This window comes from Bdellovibrio sp. (genome assembly GCF_047637665.1).
Taxonomy (GTDB): domain Bacteria; phylum Bdellovibrionota; class Bdellovibrionia; order Bdellovibrionales; family Bdellovibrionaceae; genus Bdellovibrio.
In genome coordinates this window covers 1-22,967 of record NZ_JBLJBT010000031.1, presented here as the reverse complement: position 1 = coordinate 22,967, position 22,967 = coordinate 1, and the positions used below count along the sequence as shown (strand labels likewise).

General features: G+C 47.1%; 22 protein-coding genes. 12 read left to right on the top strand and 10 right to left on the bottom strand.

Going from position 1 to position 22,967, the window contains the following annotated elements:
* Positions 1 to 8 precede the first annotated feature (8 nt).
* Entirely contained in the window at positions 9 to 728 is a 720-nt protein-coding gene (gene folE / locus ACM64D_RS10745) for a GTP cyclohydrolase I FolE (RefSeq protein ID WP_415063216.1), read from the bottom strand.
* A gap of 63 nt (positions 729 to 791) precedes the next feature.
* Positions 792 to 1,463 (bottom strand): PilZ domain-containing protein, encoded by a 672-nt coding sequence (locus ACM64D_RS10740; protein ID WP_415063215.1) that lies wholly within the window; start codon positions 1,461 to 1,463, stop codon positions 792 to 794.
* 115 nt (positions 1,464 to 1,578) lie between these two features.
* Between ACM64D_RS10740 and ACM64D_RS10735 the strand changes: the two genes are divergently transcribed.
* Entirely contained in the window at positions 1,579 to 2,415 is an 837-nt protein-coding gene (locus ACM64D_RS10735; protein ID WP_415063214.1) for a hypothetical protein, read from the top strand.
* A gap of 36 nt (positions 2,416 to 2,451) precedes the next feature.
* Here ACM64D_RS10735 and ACM64D_RS10730 read toward each other — a convergent pair whose 3' ends face one another.
* Entirely contained in the window at positions 2,452 to 3,255 is an 804-nt protein-coding gene (locus tag ACM64D_RS10730; RefSeq protein WP_415063213.1) for a S1 family peptidase, read from the bottom strand.
* 235 nt (positions 3,256 to 3,490) lie between these two features.
* Here ACM64D_RS10730 and ACM64D_RS10725 point away from each other — a divergent pair, with 235 nt between their 5' ends.
* From ACM64D_RS10725 to ACM64D_RS10715, 3 genes are all read left to right on the top strand, one after another.
* A complete protein-coding gene (locus ACM64D_RS10725) occupies positions 3,491 to 3,874 on the top strand; it encodes a hypothetical protein (RefSeq protein ID WP_415063212.1) in 384 nt (127 codons plus the stop codon).
* A gap of 191 nt (positions 3,875 to 4,065) precedes the next feature.
* Positions 4,066 to 5,778, top strand: a complete 1,713-nt coding sequence (locus ACM64D_RS10720) for a hypothetical protein (RefSeq protein ID WP_415063211.1) — start codon at positions 4,066 to 4,068, stop codon at positions 5,776 to 5,778.
* Position 5,779: 1 nt separating this feature from the next.
* Positions 5,780 to 6,295 carry a hypothetical protein gene (locus ACM64D_RS10715; RefSeq protein WP_415063210.1) on the top strand — a complete coding sequence of 172 codons (516 nt, stop codon included), beginning with the start codon at positions 5,780 to 5,782 and terminating at the stop codon, positions 6,293 to 6,295.
* 1 nt (position 6,296) lies between these two features.
* Here the strand turns inward: ACM64D_RS10715 and ACM64D_RS10710 are convergent, their stop codons facing one another.
* Positions 6,297 to 7,802, bottom strand: a complete 1,506-nt coding sequence (locus ACM64D_RS10710) for a flavin monoamine oxidase family protein (RefSeq protein ID WP_415063209.1) — start codon at positions 7,800 to 7,802, stop codon at positions 6,297 to 6,299.
* Positions 7,803 to 7,833: 31 nt separating this feature from the next.
* Here ACM64D_RS10710 and ACM64D_RS10705 point away from each other — a divergent pair, with 31 nt between their 5' ends.
* The 4 genes from ACM64D_RS10705 to mgtE all read left to right on the top strand — a co-directional run bounded on the left by ACM64D_RS10705 (position 7,834) and on the right by mgtE (position 13,544).
* Positions 7,834 to 8,463 carry a 2OG-Fe(II) oxygenase gene (locus ACM64D_RS10705; protein WP_415063208.1) on the top strand — a complete coding sequence of 210 codons (630 nt, stop codon included), beginning with the start codon at positions 7,834 to 7,836 and terminating at the stop codon, positions 8,461 to 8,463.
* Complete coding sequence (locus tag ACM64D_RS10700; RefSeq protein WP_415063207.1) at positions 8,460 to 10,244, top strand: ABC transporter ATP-binding protein; 1,785 nt, start codon at positions 8,460 to 8,462, stop codon at positions 10,242 to 10,244. The genes ACM64D_RS10705 and ACM64D_RS10700 overlap by 4 nt, the downstream gene beginning before the upstream one ends.
* The gene (locus ACM64D_RS10695; RefSeq protein WP_415063206.1) at positions 10,237 to 12,111 is read left to right on the top strand and encodes an ATP-binding cassette domain-containing protein; all 1,875 of its coding nucleotides are present in this window, start codon (positions 10,237 to 10,239) and stop codon (positions 12,109 to 12,111) included. The genes ACM64D_RS10700 and ACM64D_RS10695 overlap by 8 nt, the downstream gene beginning before the upstream one ends.
* A gap of 92 nt (positions 12,112 to 12,203) precedes the next feature.
* Entirely contained in the window at positions 12,204 to 13,544 is a 1,341-nt protein-coding gene (gene mgtE / locus ACM64D_RS10690; RefSeq protein ID WP_415063205.1) for a magnesium transporter, read from the top strand.
* 15 nt (positions 13,545 to 13,559) lie between these two features.
* Here the strand turns inward: mgtE and ACM64D_RS10685 are convergent, their stop codons facing one another.
* Both ACM64D_RS10685 and ACM64D_RS10680 read right to left on the bottom strand, forming a co-directional pair.
* Complete coding sequence (locus ACM64D_RS10685; RefSeq protein WP_415063204.1) at positions 13,560 to 14,039, bottom strand: hypothetical protein; 480 nt, start codon at positions 14,037 to 14,039, stop codon at positions 13,560 to 13,562.
* A gap of 279 nt (positions 14,040 to 14,318) precedes the next feature.
* The gene (locus ACM64D_RS10680; RefSeq protein WP_415063203.1) at positions 14,319 to 16,196 is read right to left on the bottom strand and encodes a S8 family serine peptidase; all 1,878 of its coding nucleotides are present in this window, start codon (positions 16,194 to 16,196) and stop codon (positions 14,319 to 14,321) included.
* 157 nt (positions 16,197 to 16,353) lie between these two features.
* On the opposite strand from ACM64D_RS10680, the gene ACM64D_RS10675 reads away from it, so the two are divergent.
* From ACM64D_RS10675 to ACM64D_RS10660, 4 genes are all read left to right on the top strand, one after another.
* Entirely contained in the window at positions 16,354 to 16,959 is a 606-nt protein-coding gene (locus ACM64D_RS10675) for a DUF502 domain-containing protein (RefSeq protein WP_415063202.1), read from the top strand.
* A complete protein-coding gene (locus ACM64D_RS10670; protein ID WP_415063201.1) occupies positions 16,959 to 18,371 on the top strand; it encodes a hypothetical protein in 1,413 nt (470 codons plus the stop codon). Before ACM64D_RS10675 ends, ACM64D_RS10670 begins: the two co-directional genes overlap by 1 nt.
* Positions 18,372 to 18,553: 182 nt before the next feature.
* Positions 18,554 to 18,913 carry a BrnT family toxin gene (locus ACM64D_RS10665; protein ID WP_415063200.1) on the top strand — a complete coding sequence of 120 codons (360 nt, stop codon included), beginning with the start codon at positions 18,554 to 18,556 and terminating at the stop codon, positions 18,911 to 18,913.
* Entirely contained in the window at positions 18,897 to 19,148 is a 252-nt protein-coding gene (locus ACM64D_RS10660) for a BrnA antitoxin family protein (protein ID WP_415063199.1), read from the top strand. The genes ACM64D_RS10665 and ACM64D_RS10660 overlap by 17 nt, the downstream gene beginning before the upstream one ends.
* An 18-nt stretch (positions 19,149 to 19,166) precedes the next feature.
* Here ACM64D_RS10660 and ACM64D_RS10655 read toward each other — a convergent pair whose 3' ends face one another.
* From ACM64D_RS10655 to ACM64D_RS10640, 4 genes are all read right to left on the bottom strand, one after another.
* Entirely contained in the window at positions 19,167 to 19,556 is a 390-nt protein-coding gene (locus tag ACM64D_RS10655) for a hypothetical protein (RefSeq protein WP_415063198.1), read from the bottom strand.
* Positions 19,557 to 19,598: 42 nt separating this feature from the next.
* A complete protein-coding gene (locus tag ACM64D_RS10650; RefSeq protein ID WP_415063197.1) occupies positions 19,599 to 20,870 on the bottom strand; it encodes an acetyl-CoA hydrolase/transferase family protein in 1,272 nt (423 codons plus the stop codon).
* Between the two features lie 116 nt (positions 20,871 to 20,986).
* Complete coding sequence (locus ACM64D_RS10645) at positions 20,987 to 21,373, bottom strand: hypothetical protein (protein WP_415063196.1); 387 nt, start codon at positions 21,371 to 21,373, stop codon at positions 20,987 to 20,989.
* Positions 21,373 to 22,731 (bottom strand): hypothetical protein, encoded by a 1,359-nt coding sequence (locus ACM64D_RS10640; protein ID WP_415063195.1) that lies wholly within the window; start codon positions 22,729 to 22,731, stop codon positions 21,373 to 21,375. Before ACM64D_RS10640 ends, ACM64D_RS10645 begins: the two co-directional genes overlap by 1 nt.
* Positions 22,732 to 22,967 lie beyond the last annotated feature (236 nt).

Genomic DNA, 22,967 nt, shown 5'->3' with positions numbered 1-22,967 from the left:
CTAGGCCTTTATTTCGTTCGACAGTGCTGCAAAAACTCGTCTCGAGTTTCAAGACGTGTTTTGAAATGACCACGCAGATCCGCAGTGGACGTCGTGCTTCCCGTATCCTCAATCCCTCTCATGATCACACAGTAGTGACTGGCATTGATATGAACTGCCACGTGTTCAGTCTCGAGAATATACTGAAGGCAGTCCGCGATTTGTTTTGTCAAACGCTCTTGCACTTGAGGACGACGAGAGAAATACTGAACGACACGATTGATTTTTGAAAGTCCGATCACCTTCTTATTCGGAATATAGGCGACCGTGGCGTGTCCATGAATCGGTAAGAAATGATGTTCACAAAATGACAGACAGGTGATGCTTTGGACGACAATCATTTGATCATAGTTCATCTTATTGTCGATCACGGTCATCTTGGGAAACTTCTTCGCATCCAACCCGCCAAAGACCTCATTCACATACATCTTGGCCACACGGCGCGGGGTCTCGCGAAGACTGTCATCACTCAAATCAAGACCCAAGGTCTCCATGATGTCGCTGAACTTTTCAGAGATCTTCTCGATTTTTTCCTCATTGGTAAGGCCATTCTCGATCATCGGTGTGGGGCGCACGTTCTCAAGGATCTGTCGCACACTCACCGGAATCTCAGTTGAAGCCGCAGAGGCCCCCACAGTTTTTTTGGAGGAAGATTTCTTTATGCTCTTTTTCTTTGTCGTCTTAGTCATGACTCTACCTTAGATGGAAAAACCCTCTTATGCCCTAAAATCAAAGCGGGCGAAAGCTTAAAACTACACTTTTTGCAAATTTTGACTATGAAGCCACTGCCGAATGAGGTCTTTGTCAGCCGAAGAAGTCTCCTCAAAATGAACTCGAACGTGATCGTTTTGAGTATCAATCACCCGGGCTTGGCATTGGATGTCGTTTATATCGCTGATTTGCAACGGAACAATCTCCCCCACCTTAAAAATCCCCGGCCGAGGGATTGAAATACGAGCACCCGTATAAGAAAGATCCAGGGTTTGAGTCTCTACCCCACCCAAGACCACGGAAATATTCGCGACAAAACGATCTCCGGTGGGTGCAAACCAGTTTTGACGACGATCCAAGTAGGGATAACGAAAAAAATACGAAACCGTCCCCACGATAAAAAGAACTAATAAACAATCCATGAGCTTGGCCGTACTCACAACAGGGTCCGCCACCTCCATATCGCGAAAAAGGCTGGCGGAAGTCATGAAAACAAAAACTCCACACAAGGCCAATCCCAAAACCCAAGCGGACTTATGACGAATGAGAAGACTGACTCCTGCACCGAAAATAAGAAGCCAACCGACCCAGTCAAAAACTTGGGTCCCCGTTCTTTGCAGAGTCAAAATATCCATAAAGGGAGTCAATATGAGTACTGCCGCAGCCATTTGGACAGCACGAGGTCGTTCTAAGGTGGTTACTTTTGCTTCCATAGGGAACTTATCGGAATAGGCCCCATTGAGATGTAGACCTTTATTGGGTGTTTCGTCCTGAGACACTGTGCCCTTCCACTTACAGTTTCATTTTGAATATGTCGATAGTATGTCCATGAAGTTTCTTGCCGGCCTCTTGCTTTTAACAACGTTCACTTTCCCCGCCTACGCCATCAAATCTCTGGTCATAAAAAATGATCGTGTGCTCATCGATACAGAAGGGGAAAATGTTCTTGTCGGTGATCAATTAGCCGCTCGAACCTTGGATGGAAAAGCCAAAGCCCTTCTTGAAGTCAAACAGGTTAAAAACGGCAAAGCCGTGGCCTCTATAATAAAAGGCCGCATGCAGCTGGATTTCAGTTTAAGCAAATACGCCGCTCGTTCCAAAACGACCGGAAAAGAGTCAAAACGACCTGCGAAAGAAAAGACCTCCGGAGGCTTCACTGCGGGGTACGCCATGAACTCCATGACCGTCAAACCCAGTGGCGCCCCGTCCGTCTCTCTTTCAGGATCAAGTTTTAATCTGTCGGGATTTTACCAAGTAGAGGTGGATGGCAATGTGAGCGCTCGCCTCTTTGTGAGTTATGAAACTTTGCAAGCCACGGGAACTTCGCCGACAAAAGCCTGCACGGGATCTGCAGATTGCAAGGTCGACATCAGCTATCTGGGATTGGAAGCTTTAGTGCGGTATCGATATCTTCACTCAAAAAAATGGGATGCCTGGGCGGGCGCGGGACTAGGATTTCTTTTTGCGATTGGCAAAAGCAGTAACGTCTTAGACTCTAGTAAAATCAGTACGAATCAAACGGTCGTCGGTTCCTTAGGGTTGGACTATCAACTTGATCGAAACAGTTTTATCCCCGTTCAATTGGACTATGCCCTTTTCCCCGACAACAGCACGTCCTCAGCAAATCAAATTATCCTGCGCGCGGGATATGGTTTTAACTTTTAAAAAAAGAAAAGCCCCGAGAATTCGGGGCTAACAAATTTATTGGATAGACATCAGTTGTTCAGATGTTGTTTGGATCCAATCCGAGAAGGCATCGACACGCGTAAAGATCGACATGATGAAACAATCCGGAGTCAAAGGGATTGGAATTGAATCTCCTCGACTAGCAACGCCTAAAAGACGCAACTGCCCATCGACCTCAAGATAAGCCGGACCGCCAGAATCCCCGCTACAAATTCCTTTACGCAGAGATTGATCAATCATGATCTCAGAAGAACCATAAAGAGGCTTCTTGACCTTAAGGCTTGTCGTGCGCAATGTTCCCGCACCGGTTTTCAATCCCCAAGCCCAGTTAAGCCCGTAACCAGCAACTACGATGCGCGTGTCTTTTTGCACAGAAGAAAAATCACTCAAAAGAGGCGCAGGCTGAAACTCTTGGGGAGCAGCCCCGACAAAGCGAACCAAAGCCATATCATGAGTGTCTTCAACTCTTGTTGGATCATACTGAGAATGAACAATCGCTTTCATTGCCGGACGCATGAGATTCTGATCAGCGCCTTTAAAATCCGTTCCGAAATAAACCACCAACTGATCGGATGTGGAGTCAATACAGTGAGCCGCAGTTAATACCAACTGCTCTGAGATCAAGGTTCCCGTGCAAAGAGACTTTGTTTTGGCGTCATACAGTCCCACCGTAGAACGACTGATCAGACTTCCTGCGGATACTTTGTCTCCACCAATGACACCTTGTTGTTCATTCATCTGAATTTGCATGGAGGAGGGATCACTACACGCCGCCAGAAATGCCGAAGTTGCCATCAGAAAAGATAGCTTTTTAAACATGGAATTCTCCTTTTGATTACGAAAAGACGCTCTTCTTCTATCAAATGTCTCAAACCGGAGGGGATATTTCATGACTCCTTAAAACTTTTTCCCGACTGTCTAAAAATTGAATAATCCCTCCCCGGGTAGGGGTCTCTCTGGCGTCTAGTTTTTATTAAAATTCACACTGCCTTGTTAGGTCTAATCGGGAAGGTCCGATAAAGAAGCCATCTCTAACACAATCTAAGGAGACATTGTGGCACCCAAATATAAGAACTATAAGTTCGGCGAAATGACATTTAAATCTTACTTCCGCCCGGTAGGTCACGGCTACGAAGTGGGTCTGACATACGAAGGAAAACCTGTCTTCGTTGGCAACTTTGTTCATAAGACAGAGGCTACTTACTGGTGGAAACACATGAGCCAACATCTTCGCGGCTTCGTATCCAAACACGAATACATCCCTACGGCCTCTGCGACTTGGTACTGCAAGTATGTTTCTAACTACGTTTACAAGTACTATTACGCTTGGCTGGACAAAGCCTTCAATAAGTACACAAAAGAATACACAAAGGCTTCCGCTTCCGATTACAAGGAATATAAGAAGTACGAAAAGTACTATTATAAAAAGGCCGCTTAATTCTTCCCTGTCCTTATAGGTAAAAAGCCCTTTTGAGATTCAAGAGGGCTTTTTTGCGTCACCCCTGTCTCGTTCTTAGACAGACCAAGCCCCTTCCAAAGCCCTCCTAATTGATTTAGAAGACGTCTCAATTTGGAACCCTGTTTGCAAGCTTGCTCCTCGAACAAGAGTGCCCAAAGGATGAGGTTCAAATGGTACGTCGGTTTCACACATCTAAATTGTTGATTCCCCTGTTACTGTCGTTGCATGGTCTTAATGCCCTTGCTGCTGATAGCAATCCGCCGATTGCAGACAAACACCTGTTGTCCAATGCCGTGCAGGTCCAAATCACATCTCGTGGGATGAAGTACTTCGACACCCGTCTGAGTGATATTCTGGGCAACCTCGGAGTAAAGCTAGATGAAGGCTACTTCCCAGCCATGACTTACACTTTTGATAAAGCGATCAATCCTGACGACTTCGCCGGCAGCAATCCTGACGCCGTTAAAATGTATAAACAAGTCCGTGATCTTTTGACTCAGTGGTTGGTGGGATTCTCAATGAACGACCATCGCCCCACAATTGAAATCGGAGAATCGGGATACATCGCTCAATTTTCGCGTTTTGGTTTGGTCACCGATGAAGCTTTGATGCAGGCGCTTGGCAAAAGAGACGGTGCCATCTTGGCCATTGAACTTGAAGTCAAAAAACTGACCATCGCTACGAGTTCCGTGGTCGCGTGGGACATTAATAACGAATTCCTGGGAAAAGCCGGTTTTGAGGACGTTTCACTTTCTGCGGGCGACAAAGATATGCCTCTTAAAATTCGTCTGCCCTTTTATCTGCGCATGAATGCCTATGGTGGATTGGATTTTGAGGCTCTGGAAATTGATAACAACATCAATAATATTCCGCTTTCGATGCAGTATAAAAAGCTGATCGTCCCGACCTTCGCCGTTGAGGTGAACGGAAAGAAGTTTTATCTTAACAGCAAAGAGATCGACAAGCTCTTTACGGCTCAAGCTCCCCTTATTCTTGAAAAGGTGCGTGAAAATTTAGGAGACTTCGCGCGCAAACAACTTCCTGAAATGCTCAACCAGAAAGCCAAGGAGTTCTTGGGCGGTTCTTTGGAGCAAGTCCAAGACATGATTCCTCCTGGAAAAGAGGATAACGACACTCGTCCTAATTTCAAGTGGGGCTTAAAGCTGCAAAATATCAATCTTAAGAAGTCTTTGAATATTGACCTCACGGCTTATGTCGAAGATCCCGTGAACAGTCGAAGTGCCCCCGTGGCGTCCCATAAGTCACGCGGAGCTCCTTCATTCAACTTAATTCCTCAGGAAAACTTCGATATCGCATTGAGTGTGGATCGAGCTCTGATCAATCGTGTTTTGCAGTTAAGTTTTGAACGTAAGAACTTCGAACACATCCCCCAGTCAGATGGTTCCGTTTTGAAACTAAAGGCCGCTCCTTTGATGGACTATGTAAAAACTCCAGCTGGCGCCGTTTTGAAACCACAAGAAACCTTCGTAAAACTGCGTGTTTCCATTGAAAACAAGCCCGGCTCCATCTTCTTGAAGGACACCATTATTGTCGACTTCGATATCATTGCAAAAATCCGCCAGTTGAGCGATAAGAGCGGCATGCAGCTGGTCCTGCACTCTATTGATACGGACAGCATGTATTTAGACGATAAATACATTTCATTTGCTGGAGCCCTCTTTAAAGGGAAAGTTCGCCAGGGAGTCAAAGACGAGCTGCTTAAAAAAAGTTCAGGTTGGAAGAAAAATGACGAAACGATTCCCGGAGGTCTTCCTCTTCCACCAGAAATTTTGGGAATTAAGTTAGATATCAATCGCGTGATTATGGATCCTAACGGACATCTAGTTATGTACTTGGATTACGCGAAAACAGGAGTGAAGTAACATGAGATCACTTAAACTTATCATCATCAATGCCTTGACCCTCATCATCGGTTTAGGACTCATGAGTGGTTCCGTTTCGCAAAGAAATGCGGAAGCAGCTCGTTTCGAAACTATTCCGTCTTTGCAAGTGAACCGCTTGGGAAATATGCGGGGACAGTACCTCACTGTTCTCTATGCCGTCGGTTCTCGCCCTTTTATCTCGACCGATTCTTCTCAGATCAGCATTTCGCAGGTGAAAGAGTCCCGCACTGTTTACATTTCGGATGACTCAATGACTTTGCCGACAGTTCAAGTTGAAAAAGAAGGTTTCAGACCTTCTTACAACATCATCGTTTTCGTGGTGTCTCCTCAACCGAACTATAGCTGGGTGAACGCCGATGGCAGCGTGCCTCAGGGAATGAGTTTGACCAACAATCATATGAGTTCGTTGATCAATGCGATCAACAAAACCGATGTTGATGGATTCATCGCTGCTCAAGGCGAAGCGTCTACATTGCATGTCAATCTGGTAAAATAATCTAGATTTGCACTTCGGAGGCGGCCTTCACGCCGCTCTCCAGGGCCCCTTGCAAAGTGCCTGCGTAACGAAGACTGGTGTGTTCGCCGGCGAACAGAAAACGCCCCTCGTACTCAGGCTCTCCTGCCACTCCACGAAAGCGCATATACTGTCCCGGCTTAAACACAGCCATGGACCCCAAGGACCACTTTCTTTGTTGCCAGTTCACCAACTGAAAAGCGTTGCCATCCATATTCGGGACATCACTGTAAAACAGACGCAAATCCTGCTGCGCTTCCTCTGAAGACTGCGCACCGGCTTTCATTCCCGAAGTGCCCGCCCTCTGGAAACTCAGAAGTCCCTGTGTTCCGGTTTGAGCCCGTCCAGAGTCCCACATTTTTTGGGTAAGAAAATTTCCGGTGAAATTTCCCAGATTGGCGACCGTCGATCCACGGCGAGACCGCCAAAACGGAGTTTCAAAAGCCATCGCTCCTTTAGAGTGAGTGGCGTAGTTTTGCTGCTGGATATTCTCTTTTTTGAGGGCCGAGAACTGAAGATCCGCAACTCCTTTGACCTCTCTTAATTTAGAAAAAGGGAGTGTGCAAATCACATGGCGCGCCGTAAAAGTTTCTTTCCCGGCCTTTCCATCAAAGACCAGTTTAAAGATGCCATCTTTTTCAGAAATCTCTGTGAGTGGGCAGTTCATGCGAATGATTTGATCTGGGATTACGCCAGCCACCCGCGACGCCAACGTCTGAGTTAAGCCAGAAAGTCCCCCCTCCAAACGATAAGTGGCTCGGCCACTTAACAGGGAGCTGCCTTCCGCATCCACGGTCGAAAGAAAGTGCAACGCCGACTGGTCCTTGGCATCAACACCAAAGCGATTCACTGCCTGAACTTCAATCAACTGCAAAACAACAGGATCCACTTCGCTGCGCCAAGAATCCAAAAGATCTTTCAAGGATAAGGTGTCGTAGTACTGAGAACGTTCGTACTGAAGTGAGTTGCGATAACTCAAAACCACATCTTGGTCACGATACAGATCTGCACGAACGCGACGCAAAGGATTCTGTAGGGTTTTAAGACGCGGGACTATATCTTTGACACGATACACTTTGTTGTCGAAAGAAAAGAGATGAGCCTCTAGGTCTGCTGAAGCTTTTAATTCCCTTACCGGCAAACTCAGCTCTTTTGCGAGGTCAAACACCTGGGAATGTGAACCTTCAAAGAACTCGGCCCCTAATTCTGCGACCGGGCCCCCTGCCGGAAAGACCGACACAGACTGCACCCGCCCGCCAACTCGCGAGGATGCCTCGAATATTCTAAATGGGATCTTCTTTCTCTTTAACTCAAAGGCTGCGGCGAGGCCGGCAGCTCCAGCGCCTAAAATGACGACTTCGTTTTTAAGGTCGCGAATGTCGCCCATGAAATAGCGATCCAAACTTGTGCAATTACTCAGAGCCAATGCCGACGTACCCAATGCTGAAACTTTTAAAAACTCGCGGCGAGTAAAAGAACTTTTTGCCATCAACCCCTCACCCGCATAGAATGGCAACACTTTGGAGCAGAATCAAATCAATCTCTTAGAACTGGAAAGAATGTTTGACGAGCTGGCCTTTAAGAATTGGGCGAGCTCGACGGAACTCTTTCCCAAAGAGTTCTGCCGGAAGCTCGCCCAAGAGTGTCAAAGGCTTCACGCCCAAGGGGTTTTTCACAAAGCCTCCATCGGACGCGGAGCCACAAAAACGACACATGCAGAAATTCGCGGAGACCTCACCCTCTGGATCGACAAAAACTCCGCCACTCCTCTACAACACGATCTTCTTTTCTCTCTCAACACACTTCTAGAACGCCTGAATCAATCCTTTTATTTGGGCCTCAAAAGATTCGAAATTCATTTTGCCCTATACCCTCCCGGAGCAGGTTATGATAAACACCTTGATAACCATCGAGGCTCCGGGGCGCGAAAGATCACTTTCATTCTCTACCTCAATGAACACTGGCAAAAAGGACATGGCGGAGAGTTGAGTCTTTATCAACCTGATCACGAAAACATCTTGATCAGTCAGATCGAACCCCGACTTGGAACAGTTATGCTCTTTCGCAGTGACCTCTTCCCTCATCAAGTCGAGAAGAGTAATCAGCCCCGCCTGAGTATCACAGGCTGGTTTAGGGACGATGCATCATGAAGTCGCTGTTTTCTGAAGTTGTTTTCACCCGCTTTCACGCTCGCATTATTGTTCTTCTGTGTTCTTTAATGGCGGCGCTTTTGGGACTTCTCGGGCCCTTCTTTCAAAAAGAATTTATCGACCAACTGACCGGCGTACAAAGCCGCTTGCACTTCGTTCATTTTGAAAACCCCTTGGCCTATGTGGTTGGCGCCTTCTTGTGCGTGCTCTTGGCTCAAGGATTTTCTCAACTGACAAACTTTTTGAGTGTTCGTGAAGCTCTCTATATGCAAAAAGTTTTTGCAAAACGTCTTTACGATAAAACCCTTCATTTGCAGGTCGACACCATGAGTGGGAAACCTGTTGGGGAAATCGTTCAACTCTATGCCACCGATGTTCAGGGCGCGACGGTCTTTTTGGATCAAACCTTGCCTGCTGGTTGCTCGACTTTATTTCCTCTTATCTTGGCTCCCTTTGCCATCTCTCTTCTTTTTGATATTCCTCTTTGGCCCACTGTGATTTTGATGTTCACGATTGCCTCTCTCAATACTTTCATGGCGTTTCGCCAATCGAAGTTCTTTTACCGTTTCAAACAACTGGCGGGTGAGCGCATTGGCTTAGTGAATGAGTGGATTCAAAATATTCGCACCATCCGCATCCTGGGATGGACGCACCACTTTGAGGGCAATATCTTTGCCAAACGCATTGTCGAAACTAACAACCGTGTCCTGATGGTGACCAATGGTCAGATCATGAATGCGATTTCCTCCTCGATCACCTTTGTTCTCAATGTGGTGGCCTTGGGAACTTTGGTCCTTTATTCAAAACACCAATTAACCAGTGGCGAACTTTTGGCGCTTCTTTGGATTGTCGCCGTCTTTTTGACTCGCCCCTTTCGCCAAATGCCCTGGTTCTTTACCTTTGCCTTTGACTCGTGGACTTCCTTGAAGCGTCTTGAGAGCTTCTTGGGAACAAAAAACAATGAAACCGCAGCGTCCAAAGAGGCTTCCTCTTATCACAAAGAGCAGGACGATAAATACGCTGTGCAAGTTCACAATCTGAATTTGGTCATCGGTGGTCGCAAAATCCTTTCAAATATTGATCTTAAAATTGCCCACGGGGAATTTGTCGCGGTCGTTGGCGAAGTGGGCGCTGGAAAATCCATGTTGCTTCTTTCTTTATTAAGAGAAACCGGAGCGCATTTTGACTCGTACTTTCTTGGCGATAAAGATGCCCTGAAAATTCCTCTGGACGAAGTTCGCGCCTATTATGCCTACGTCCCTCAAGAGGGGTTCATCATGAGCGCCAGCCTTCGAGAGAACGTCGCCTTCCTTTACGATATCGAAGCTGAAAGAGATCCTTTGATCGAAGAGTCTTTGCACCTAGCACAATTTGATCTCAACACCGAACGCGTTGAAAAAGGCCTTAGCACGGAAATTGGAGAGCGTGGAGTCAACCTTTCTGGCGGACAACGTCAGCGCGTGGGTCTTGCTCGAGTTCACTTTCATAAAGCTCCGATTTTGTTACTGGATGACTGCTTAAGTGCGGTGGATGTGGATACGGAACAAAAGCTTTTCGAACAGCTTCTTCTGGGATCGTGGAAAAATCGCACCCGCCTGTTGGTCACTCATCGTTTGAGCGCTTTGCATCGCGTGGATCGCATTCTGTTTATGGAAGAAGGTCGCATTATTGACCAGGGAAGTTTTGAAGAGCTTCTGGCTCGCAATCAGAAGTTCCGCGAATACACCACCACCGTCGCCAAAGAGGCCAGTGAGAAAAATCAGGAGGTTTCTAATGTCTAAGAAAACGACAAAGACCTCCGTTCAGCCGAAATATCTTTCTGACGGGGATATCAAAAAAGAAGGTGGCTACAGCAAAACTCTTTTTGAAACACTGAAGTTTGCTTACCAACCTTTCTTAGGAAAAATATTTCTGTGCCTGTTCCTGGGAATTCTGGGGCGAGGCCTGTTATTGGCCAACACCAATGTGATCGGCTATTGGGTTGATACTTTGACGGGACGTGCGAATCTGCTCTCGGGATTTAGCTCGATTCAATTCGTGATTCTTTTAATGGTTATGGCCCTTTCTGGTTTTGTTTCTACTTTGATTTTCCGGGTGGGTTTTTCGCGCCTCTCGGCGCAAGCCATTTCCAGTTTTTACGATGAAGTGACTTTACGAACGTCCCGCCTGCCCATGAGCTTCTTTGATATCACTCCGGCAGGAAGAATCATCACTCGCTTTTCCAGTGACTATGGCAACGTCTTTCGTTTGTTCGGAGGCCCCCTGGCCGAGTTCATTTCGATCATCTTTGATCTTACCATGATGGTCATTTTGATCACCATCGCCAACCCGCTGTATCTGATCTTTGTCGGATTCATTGGTTTGATGAACTATCTGATTTACAAACTGAACCAGGAAAAACTGCGCAGCTCACGACGCGAGCTTTCGGCCAGCCGCTCCCCTAGCATCGCGCACTTTGCTGAAACGACCCAAGGAGCCAGCACAATTCGTACGTTCCGTCGGCAAAAGTCTTTTAGCGAACGTTTCGAACGACTGGATCGTTATTTCCTTTCACAAAAAATGAGCACCACCAAAAACGTCTTGGCCTTTTCATTTCAGATGAACAGCCTGACGGCCTTACTGCTCTTGATCACGGGTGTGTCTGCTTTCTTTATGGTGGAAAAAGGATGGGCGACGGTGGGTTCCGTGGGCGTGGCGTTTAGTTTTATCGCCCTTTCTGGAAATACCGTGCAGATGTTTTTTGAATGGCTCACGCAGTTTGAAGAAGCCATGATCGGCGTCGAGCGCCTGGATCAATACATGCGTATGGAGATGGAAAAAGGAAGTCACCTTCCCTCCTCCAGTAAATTTGCCACAGGCCATCCGATTTACTCGCAATCCGTTGAAAGATATCTGGCCCATAGACGTCTGACGGAAGAACGCAGCGCCTCGGTGCAAGTCCAAGACGTGTGGTTCCGCTATCGCCAAGATCTACCTTGGGTTCTCAAGGGTGTGAATTTTGAAGTGAAACCAGGGGAACGATTGGGCATCGTCGGACGAACAGGCTCTGGGAAATCGAGTTTGATTCAAGCTCTTTTCTACCTCTACCCCGTTGATAAGGGGCAAATTGCCATTAACAATCATCTTCCCAAATTAGCCGAAGCTTCTGCGGGTGTGGACCTCAACCTGTATCGTCAATCGATGGCTTTTATTGCTCAAGAACCTATTTTATTCCAAGGATCTTTGCGCTTTAACCTGGATATCCAAAATAGCTTACCGGATGACAAACTGTGGGCCGTTTTGGAACAAGTTGGCCTGCGCTCCTGGGTCGAGTCCCAGGCCGGAGGTCTTAATCTGAAGATTGAAGAGCGTGGTAAAAATCTCTCTCTCGGAGAACGTCAGCTTCTTTGTATGGCCCGCTGTCTTTTGCAGGAAGCCCCCATTGTGATTATGGATGAAGCCACCAGCTCGGTCGACCCTCAGTCGGAAGAGATCATGGTCAAGGCCACCGAGGAGTTTTTCTCGGATCGAACCCAGATCATCATCGCTCACCGACTTTCTACTCTGGCGAAGTGTGATCGCATCCTCTGGCTGCAAAATGGAGAAATTGTCGCCCTCGGGCCGACCCACGAGGTCCTTCCTCGCTTTAAAAATACAGAACTGGTCTAAAAAATAAGTTTGCGGCTGCCGATGAAAAGGAGTATTTCATCGAAGCACAGATTTATCTTTTCAGCGTATTTTAGCAGCATGGCGGAGCGGTGATGGACAACAACAACCAGGTCCTTGAGAAAAATGAAGATCAAGACTCCGTTCTGAATCTGTCTGAGACCTGGTCGGCTCTAAGCCCTGCAGAACGTCGCGAGAAGTTTCTCGAACTTCCCCGCACGGAAGCTGAAGAGCTCTTTTTAAGCCTCAAGACCCATGACCAGGCCGAACTCATTGCCGAGGCCGCTCCTCTTGAAAAACGCTCTTGGATTCGCCTCCTGGCCCCCGATGACGTGGCCGACTTAATTCAAGAAATGGGACTGGACTCGAAAGAAGACATTCTGTCTTTGCTAGACCCCCAGACCCGTCGCGAGGTCACAGCCCTCTTGGCCTATGCCGAAGATGCGGCCGGGGGATTGATGAGTTCCCGCTTCGTCCGCCTGCGCCCTGACATGAGCGTGGATGAGGCGATCAGCTACATTCGCATTCAGGCGAAAACTCACGTTGAGACCATTTATTACGCTTACGTTTTGGATTCTGATCAAAAGCTTTTGGGTGTGGTGTCCTTCCGTGAACTTTTCTCGGCAGCGCCGGGTAAAAAAATTGACGAGATCATGCACACGGATGTTTTGAAAGTCCCCGTTGAGATGGACCAAGAACAAATCGGTCGCATCTTTGCTCAGCAAGATCTGATGGCCGTTCCGGTTGTGGACGAACACGGTATCATGAAAGGGATTGTGACCTTCGATGACGTGGCGACCGCCATTCAAGAAGAGGCCACTGAGGATATCCATAAGATCGGTGCGGTTGAGACCCTCGATGCTCCCTATTTGAAGATCTCGATGCTTGAAATGTTAAAGAAGCGTGGGGGCTGGCTTTTGATCCTTTTCCTAGGGGAAATGTTCACCGCCACGGCCATGGCATTCTTTGAAGACGAGCTTTCCAAAGCCGTCGTGCTTTCGATGTTTATCCCTTTGATTATCAGCTCTGGAGGAAACTCGGGATCGCAGGCCTCCACCTTGATCATTCGTGCGATTGCCCTTCGTGAAGTTCGTCTGCGCGACTGGTGGCGTGTTCTAGGAAGAGAAGTCGTCACAGGTGTTTGTTTGGGTTTGTTGCTGGGGATGATCGGCTTTATTCGAATTATGGTATGGCCAAATCGTGAAACTCTTTACACCACCCACTATATGTTGGTCGCCGCCACAGTGTGCGTCAGTGTTTTGGGAGTTGTTCTTTGGGGTACGATTTCAGGATCAATGCTGCCCTTTATTCTTAAGCGCGTGGGATTTGACCCCGCCTCAGCTTCCGCTCCGGCCGTCGCTACGATCGTCGACGTCACAGGGCTTGTGATCTATTTCACAGTCGCCAGCCTCATTCTGCACGGAGTCTTACTGTAACCACAGAATATGGTTTCAAAAAGTATACGGAGCCTTAGCCTCTGGCTTCTCTTCGGCAGGAATTCGCTCATTAGGAGAATATATCGCAATTGCCTCAACTACCTTTTGAATAGAGTCATACCGAATAGTCACACCGGCCTTCTGGTCAATGAAAATGTCTCCTCCTACCGAGTGAGCATGAGGATTGGCCCCATCCTCACGAGTCTCTTTGAATGAAGCCCCTACAAATCCACCTTTCGCTCCATCCAATGAGTACTCCCGTTCATCCTCCTGAGGAATCCAAAGAATATCCATAAGCTTGTTATTTTCAGATGAAAAATTCATCGACAATCTTTGAGCTCCCGATGCTGGATCATCATACTGGAGAGTGTAATATCCTTGAGACAACACTCTACCCGTGGGGCTACCCAGTATGCCCTTTACCTCACCTTCCGTGGAACTCCCAACAACTAAGCTTCGAACTCTTGCGTAATTCAAGGCACGAGCATCAGTCATTTGAACCCTTGTTGCGCATGCGGCCCCAAGAAATACAAAAACTAGTATTGCTAATCTCATTTCTTCCGCCTCTTTAGCTGAAAATTTTGACCAAAACGTCTTTTAATCCATTCGTACGCTAGGCGTGGGAAGAAAAACATAAGAACAATCAAGAAGCAAAAGAACATTCTCATCGGTGCAACTATAACATCTCACTAGAAATCAAACAAACATTGATTTGCACAAAAAAAGCACAAGATTCAAAATAAAAGACAGGCTGTCTTCTAAAGGTTGCTATTTTTAAGTTTTAATAAGGCCGGAAGTCCAATCGCGAATCATCGCGAGAGTTCCCTGTTTGGCGTTGGCGAACTGCACTCCATACGCCTGATTCTTTTCCGACCAGACGACCTGCCCTTGAACCTCGATGACTTCATGGCCATCGGGACTTTGAATTCGCATCGTGACGATGCCACCTTTTTCCAAAGCTTGATCCGTATTGAAAGACAGTCCACCTTCAGAGATCGTATTCACGGCTCCAATGAGTTCTCGATCGCCGACACTGACGCGAATTTCGGAGTTCATTTTAAAGCGCTCATAGCGACGTTTATTTTTTGGATCACACAGACGCAAGACTTGCCATAACACCAAAGGAACTAAGAGCAAACCCACGACAACTCCGGCTGTACCACCTGCACCACTTCCCGATCCGGGACCTTGCCGAGTCACGGCTTTGACCAGACCACACCCTGCAGCAGCTCCTCCACTCTCCGCAGCTGGAGCTCGCTCTGCCAAATAGGATGGTTTATAGCTGGGTTGTTCAGAGGCGATCGCCACCATTTGTTTTGATGTCTCAATCAAATAGCGGGCATCAATGCGTGCGCTGGTCGACACCAGGCCATTGAGATAATTGTTTTGATCTGCGGATTGCATAATCAGTTGCTTCATCTGGTAACCAGAAAGCGACGGCGCCTCACGGAAGGCCAAACCCGCCATCCCCGCCACGAACGGAGCCGCCATACTGGTGCCCGACATCTTCATTGTTTTATTCCCAGGAACAGTACTCTCGATATATTCCCCGGGACTTCCCACATGAACGGAATTGGCTCCGTAATTTGAGAAGCTCGATAGATCATCAAAACGCGTTGTCGAGGCTACAGACAGGTTGCTAGGCACATCATAGCTAGAAGGATACATCGGTTGCAGATCGTTGTTGCTGGCGTAGTTACCCGCAGCGGAAACAACCAGAACGCGGCGATCATAAGCATAAGTAATCGCATCATGAAGAGCACGGCTGTAAGCGGCGCCTCCCCATGAATTATTAATCACCCGGGCTCCATTGTTAACCGCATAATAGATCGCACGAATTGCATTGGCCGTAGAGCCCGAACCTCCGGCTCCCAGAAATTTAAGCGGCATCACAAGCACTTTGGATTCCTGCAAAGGACGAGCAAAAATGTTTTGCCCCGCTCCCACCACGATACCGGCAACGTGTGTTCCGTGATCGTCATCATCAAGAAAATTACCCGTGTTATTAATAAAGTTCCAACCATTGATATCATCGACAAAACCATTTTGATCATCGTCGACACCGGGGAGTCCATTGGCTTCCGCCTCATTCACCCAGAGAGCTCCCGTCCCACCCATCGCATAGGGTTTAAAAACATCATGACGTTTATCCAAGCCGGTATCCACCACCGCAACAACCACTTTGTCGCTCACCTGACTCAGAGCCGTCATTTCAACCCAGGCCGCAGCCACCCCAGTATTGGCAGAGGACTGCGCATAAGTTGAAGGATCCGTGGACGCGGCATTCGTAGAAACAAGTTGTTCATAGGACAAACGCTCAACGGGACCGTTGGGGGCGACTTCACTTTTCTCTAAAATAAAGTTCGGTTCGATATACTCAACGTCGGGGTCATTTTTAAGAGCCTCTACATTGATCTTTTCGTTGGCATCACCCTTCATGGACACTTGCATGATGCCTAAACCAGGAAAGGAGCCTTTTAACGAAGCTTTTCCCATCAATTTATTCTGCGCTATGGCAGCTCCTCCAGACGAGGCCTTAAACTTGATCAGATACTCGCCAGGAACGGCCGTCCCTGGGGGCTGCTGCTGAGCCCACGCCGCGATGCTAATCAGGTTTAAAGAAATAAAAAGACAGCTTAGAATCCGTTTCACCGGTTCTCCTTCTTGACCCTTTTCTTTTCGGTCGGAAGTCTAGGTAGGTTGAGCAGAAAATGTGTCTCTTTTTGAGATGGCGTAAGAGCTTGAAGAGGCTCGACTTAGCTGATACTTATTTTCAACCGATAATGTACAGAGAACAGGACATCCAGCTATGAAACAACTTCAGAAAATCTTCTTGCAAGGTCTCGTAACTTTTCTTCCGATTGCCCTGACAATTTACATTGTCTATGCCGGGATCGCGATCGTAGATAGTTTCCTTGGGGATGCTCTTCGCCAAATCCTGCCCATCTATATTCCAGGCTTGGGTTTCCTTCTTACGGTCATCTTGATTCTTCTCTTGGGGCTGATGCTCAATAACCTTTTGGCTGGCGGCATTTTCCAAAAGATGGAACAACGTTTGACTCAAGTGCCTTTTATCAAAGCCATCTACAGTCCCCTGCGTGATCTGATGAATCTATTTTCAAAAGGTGGCGGCCCGGGGGGATTGCAAAAAGTGGTTTTGGTTGACCTCGGTGAATCGGGAATTCGCGCGATGGGTCTTGTGACTCGTGAAAACTTCAAAGACGTTCCCACCATTGAACAAAATGCCGGCGATCGTATCGCCGTTTACATTCCCATGAGTTATGGACTGGGTGGTTTCACCCTGATGGTGCCACGCCATCGTTTGACCCCTTTGGATATGCCCATTGAAAAAGCGATGAGTCTGGCTATCACCGGATGGGTGAAAGCAGATAAGAATGAAGGAGAGAAAAAGTAATGTCTGAGTCTTCTCTCACTGAAAACACCACGGGAAAAGCTTTGAAGATTAACAAGGACACCAGCCGCTATGGTGTCTTTGCCGAAATTGGCGCAGGCCAAGAAGTTGCCCGCCATTTTTTCCAAGCAGGAAAAGCTTCTCAAACAATTGCAAAAACCATTTCAGCCTATGACATGGTTGTCAGTGATGACATCTACGGACGCGAGGCCAATGGCCGTTATGTCTGCGAATCCCGTTTGCTAAAAATGCTCGGCCATGAGTACGACTTATTGGTGGATCGTCTTTCGGGAACCCGAGGCCCCCACTCACGATTTTTTTCTTTTGCCAATACCGTTGCCACCGCCTCTTCAGGAACATCCAAACAGTCTCATGGCTGGATGGGCGTGCGTTTTCAAACCGAACCCGGCGGCCCCAGCAATGACATCATTCTGCATGTGCGCATGTTGGATCGTCATCGTCTGCAACAGCAAGAGGCCTTGGGAGTTCTGGGCGTCAACCTTTTGAACTGCGCCTTTTATCATCTTCATCAGGTGGAACAGTTCATTCCTCACCTTGTAGAGAACCTCAAAGAGGGCCAAATCGTCATCGACGTTATCAAGTTCCATGGACCTGACGTTGCTCACTTCGATGTTCGCTTAATGAATTTAGAGTTGGTGCGACGAGGACTGGCAGAAGCCATCTTGTTTTCCCCGAACAATGAAATTCTAAATATTTCTGACGCTGTTTACGGCAAGGCTTTGCTAATTCAAAGAGGCACCTTCCGCCCGGTCACCGTGACCCATTTGGATGTCCTAAAGAAGGGCCTGGCGCAAATTAAGGATGACGTCCTGAAAACCGAAGGCAAAGCGCTGGAGGTTCTGCCCATGCTTGAACTGACCATGCACAACCTTCAGTCCGACGGGCACATCAATGAAAAGGACTTCTTAGCACGTGTCGAAACTTTGACAAGCCTGGGACAACACGTACTGATTTCCAACTTCTTCTTGTTCTATGGTTTGAAGCGCTTTTTACGTCGCTACAATCCTCACTTCATGGCCTTGGTTGTCGGCGCCAGCCACCTCAACAAGCTTTTTACAGAAGAGCACTATAACAACCTCGAGGGGGGTCTCCTAGAAGGCCTTGGTAAACTCTTAGAACAAAAAACAAAACTTTATATCTATCCTCACAAAACCCCCACTCTTTGTCTGACGACCAAGAGCTTCTTCCCTCCTCCGCATCTACGTCATATTTATTCCTATTTTATCGAGAATAAACAGATCGTCGACATCTCGGGTTGCGATGAAACCGGAGAGTATTTGCATTCGATTGACGTAATGAAAATGATAGAAAAAAACGACCCCCAGTGGGAACAGTGTGTCCCGGAGGCCGTTCGTGATCTGATCAAAATGAAAAAGCTTTTTGGGCATAAATAGTAAATGCCCAAAAAAGCCCGCATTCTCCCGTCCATAAAATTCAACTTATCTGACAATCTCCCTTAAGAACTACTTGGGCCGGAATCCGCCCCTTGAAAATCCTATATTTTGACTAAACACTGGCACCAAAGTGGCTTGCCGAGCCTGCAAACATTTGCTCCAGAAAAGGCTCTCGGTGTGGAATGAAAAATAAACCAAAGCCCAATATATTCAATCAGGGCAATCCGAATAGACTTGAATCACAAAATACAATGTATTACAATGTAATTACTGTCATTCGCTGGGATACAAGAAAAGCGGAAACAAACTTCAAAAAGCACAAGGTTTCTTTTGAAGAAGCCGCTACTGTTCTTTTTTCGGACAGGTCCATAGAGATTGAAGATTTAAGACATAGTGAGCAAAGATTTATCATTATTGGATTTTCATCTTTCACCAGACTACTTGCCGTCGTCTATGCGCACAAATATGAAGATGAAATAAGAATTATTTCAGCGAGAAAGGCGACAAAAAACGAGGCCGAAAAATATGAAGAAAGAATATGACTTCTCAAAGGGTAAAGTAAGAAAAAAACCAAAGTTAAACCCCAAAGAAACCAAAGTACAAACGAGTGTCAGAATTGATGCGGATATATTTCTATGGCTTCAAAAAGAAGCTGGCAAACAGCATTTGCCCTATCAATCACTTTTAAATAAGTATCTTCGCGATACGATGGAAAGACCTTCGGTGGAAAGTCGACTTGCCGCTATTGAGAAAGCCGTGTTCAAGAAGGTCCCATAAAATCACCCAGTTTCTTTTCTAGGGTTTGCTAGGTTGAATCTTCACTTTAAGCTCTTCAACCTTGCCCTTGATTTCAGACTTCACTCCTAACGAGTAAGGCCCCTTCCAGCCCGGCATATCCAACACTTCGTAAGAGTCCCCGTTATTTTTAAATTTCAAAGTCTCGGTCTGTCCGTCTTTAAATGCAGTCACAGAAAGAAGCTTATGATCCTTGGTAAAATCAATCTCGGCGGCCTTTTTACCCACAAAGAATAATTTGGCCGTTCGATCCCCGGGCACAACCTTCAAAATCACCAAGCGCCCTTCTGCTCCAAATTGAGGATCCCCTGGGCGCGGTGGTTCTTGAGAAAAAGCTAGAGTCGATGAAAAAGTCAGCGCGGCAACCAGAAGCAATTTTAAATAGGTCATAAACTTCCCTTCTTTAAGACGTCTTCAGGATACCGCTCTTTTTTAAAAACCCAAAACCTTTCTTGATTGTTTTTCCAGATCCTCGCGGAACTCAGGGGCTGCAATCGCAATAAGTGCCTTAGCCCGCTCCTGCAAGGTCTTGCCATGCAAGTGAGCCACACCGTGCTCCGTCACGATATAGTGCACATGAGCTCGGGTTGTCGTCACTCCGGCCCCTTCCTTCAGGAAAGGTGTGATCTTGGATTGCCCCTTAGAAGTCGTCGATGGCAACGCGATGATGGGCTTACCACCTTTAGACAAAGCCGCGCCTCGCATAAAGTCCATCTGTCCGCCCACGCCAGAGTAGATGCGGTTTCCGATAGAGTCCGCACACACTTGACCCGTCAAATCCACTTCGATGGCACTATTGATCGCGACCACTTTGGGATTCTGACGAATGATGTGTGTATCGTTGGTGTAAGCCGCATCCATCATAATCACCATTGGATTATTGTCGATGAAGTCATAGGTCTTGCGTGAACCCAAAGCAAAACTTGATACAATTTTCCCCGTCATACGGGTCTTATATTTATTCGTAACGGCACCCGTTTTATACAAGTCCACCAGGCCGTCAGAGAACATCTCCGTGTGAATACCGAGGTCTTTGTGCCCAGTCAGTGCTTTCAATGTAGCATCAGGAATCGCACCGATCCCCATCTGCAAAGTCGCACCATCTTCGATCAAGGCGGCGATATTTTTTCCGATCTGCAACTCAACATCGCTGGGCGCTGCCGGACTTGCCAAATAAAGTTCTTCATCCACCTCAACAGCAAAGTGAACTTTTGAAAACTCAATCTGCGCATCACCAAAAGAGCGCGGCATCTTGGGATTCACTTGCGCGATCACGGTCTTCGCGGTTCGCACTGCAGAAAGGGACACATCCACAGAAGGCCCCAAGCTGCACATGCCGTGTTTGTCTGGTGGAGACACCTGCACCAACGCCACATCCAACGGCACGATGCCATTGTAGAAAAGAGACGGAATCTCACTCAAAAAAATCGGCACAAACGTGGGATTGATATTCTTACGCATCGAACGCAGATTGTGACCATTGAAAAAACTGTGAATCTCAAAACTCTTTTCATAATCAGGGTGAGCGTAGGAACAGTCGCCCTCGGTGTGAATAGAATAGATTTTTACATCACGAAGCTCCGAGGCTCGCGCCGTCAGCGCTTTCACCAACTGCTGTGGTGTTGCCGCCGCAGTCTGAATAAAAACATTATTTCCGGATTTAACAACTTTAAGAGCTTCTTGTGCAGATACAAACTGAGCCATAATATCCTTCCTAGCATTCAGTGACACATCGGTCAGGAATGATATTGACATGGATAGATCACTCAGAGCAAGTGTCGTTCAACAATGAAAATAAGAATGAAAAATAGAAGAGAAAACTAGAGCGAAGACTCTTTTTGTTTTTCCCAAACGTAGATGAGATCTTCTTCGCCCATCTGAATCACAAGATGCAACTTTCCGTCCTTCAACCAAGCTTCAGTCCAACTCTGATAACCCAGGCGCATGTCTACATCCTGATCACACCAGATGGCGTTTTGTGGATTCACCCACACAACTTGTTGTACGAGTTTTCCTGAGGCGAACTCATAGACCGCCCGACGTTCACAAAATCCCTGTTCCCCTTCGCGATGATAGCGAAGAGTATTGAGTCCTGTGTCTTCGAACTGATATTGAATCTTCAGCGCGGGATTCGGCAATGGCATGGACTCACCTTGATAAATCAAGCTGGTGAATAGCCATAATCCTAAGATCGCACTGGAGATCATTAGAAGCCCCTCTCTGTGACAATCGCACGTGCCGCATCCAGATCTTCTTCAGAACTTAAGACAAGCGGCAAAACGTCCCTCAAAGTGGAACCGAAATCTTTAAGATCACTGCTGGGGACCAGACGATTCAAAGTCAGCAAAGCCAACTGTCGCCCCTTCTCGACACCCAAACGAGTCGACAACGACCATAAAGTCCCACTCACGATCCCAGAGTCATGATAAAGCCCCCCGTTTTTATCCGAGAGCTTATAATCATTCACCAAAGAACGACGGAAAGGACCTTTTAAGTAAGCAGCTTCGCCCATATTGGGATTATTAAGCTGTAAAGCCGTAAAGAAATCCGCGAAGGCCTCATTCAGAGATCCGCCTTCTCCTTCATAAGGAAGGCGAGCCACGGCATCCACCAAGGCATGAACACTTTCATGAATCACGATCGACGGATCTTGAGGAATGCGCGAGTAAGTCTCATCATCCCCGGCGCCGATACGAATTTTTCCTTGATAGTAAAAAGCAGAGTTTGTCTTATCGGGAGCCCCAACATGGACCTCTGCCTGAATTTGAAATGGAATCTTGATATTAAGTCTATTTTCAAACCACTTCAGGGATTCTTCCAAGAAATAGAAGACCTGCACCTGATCAAAACGACTGTCTTGAGGATTGAACTTAAGTGGATCTGTCACACTCACAATTTTTGCAGAGGCTTGAGAGCTGACCAGCAGTCGAGAGTTTGACAGAGTCGGTTGAGTCATCAACCCCTTCAGCACCACTTCTTGGATTTGGCTTTTCTTCGGACCCTTCGGAAAGATGTAAGCCACAGTATCATGGAATTGCGAACCCACCCGCTTCACACCACGCACTTGAAGGTGATTATTCAGGCGAACTTCCCAGGGAACACCTTTTTGATCGGAATACACCACACGCCACAAGGGTTCATAGAAGCCCCGTCGGTGTGCAATGATTGTTTCAATTTTTTCAGGAGCGAACTTCCTGAAAATCGGAAACGCTGCTTGAAGATCTTTTGCAATAGAGTCTTTCTTGTGGGCAAATTCTTCGAGTTTCAGCTTATTCAGTTTTTCTTCCTCCAAGGAAATGGAAGCGCGAACCAGAACCTCTTCACCGGATTGATCCTTCAGATTTTTAACAAAGCTATTTTCAACAGCGATGCCTTGAACGTTCTGCTCCCGGAATTCGACGACTTCATGAAGAGACTGGAGTTTGGAAGGTTTGGCGAGGTCCACTTCGCTGAGACTTTGCAGTGGCGCGAGGGAGTCCCCCTTTCGCCATTCGATGGATTGAAGATCTTTTTTTCCACCGCAGGACACAAGAAACAAAGATGAGATAAAAATAAGTTTTTTCATGGACCGTTCCCCTATCTCTACTTATATCATCGTTTGCCGTCGGTGCCCATCAAATCACTGAGGGCCCTTATGCGGACCCCCAAAGTGACCAACGAAGGTTGAGTTTATTACTCAACGATCAATGATTTTTCGAGATAAGTTCCGTCACCGTTTTCAAAACGCAAAACATGTTTGCCGGCAGCGAATTTACCTAGACGCACTTCTTTTTGGAACGGAATCAAGACCATCAAGCACAT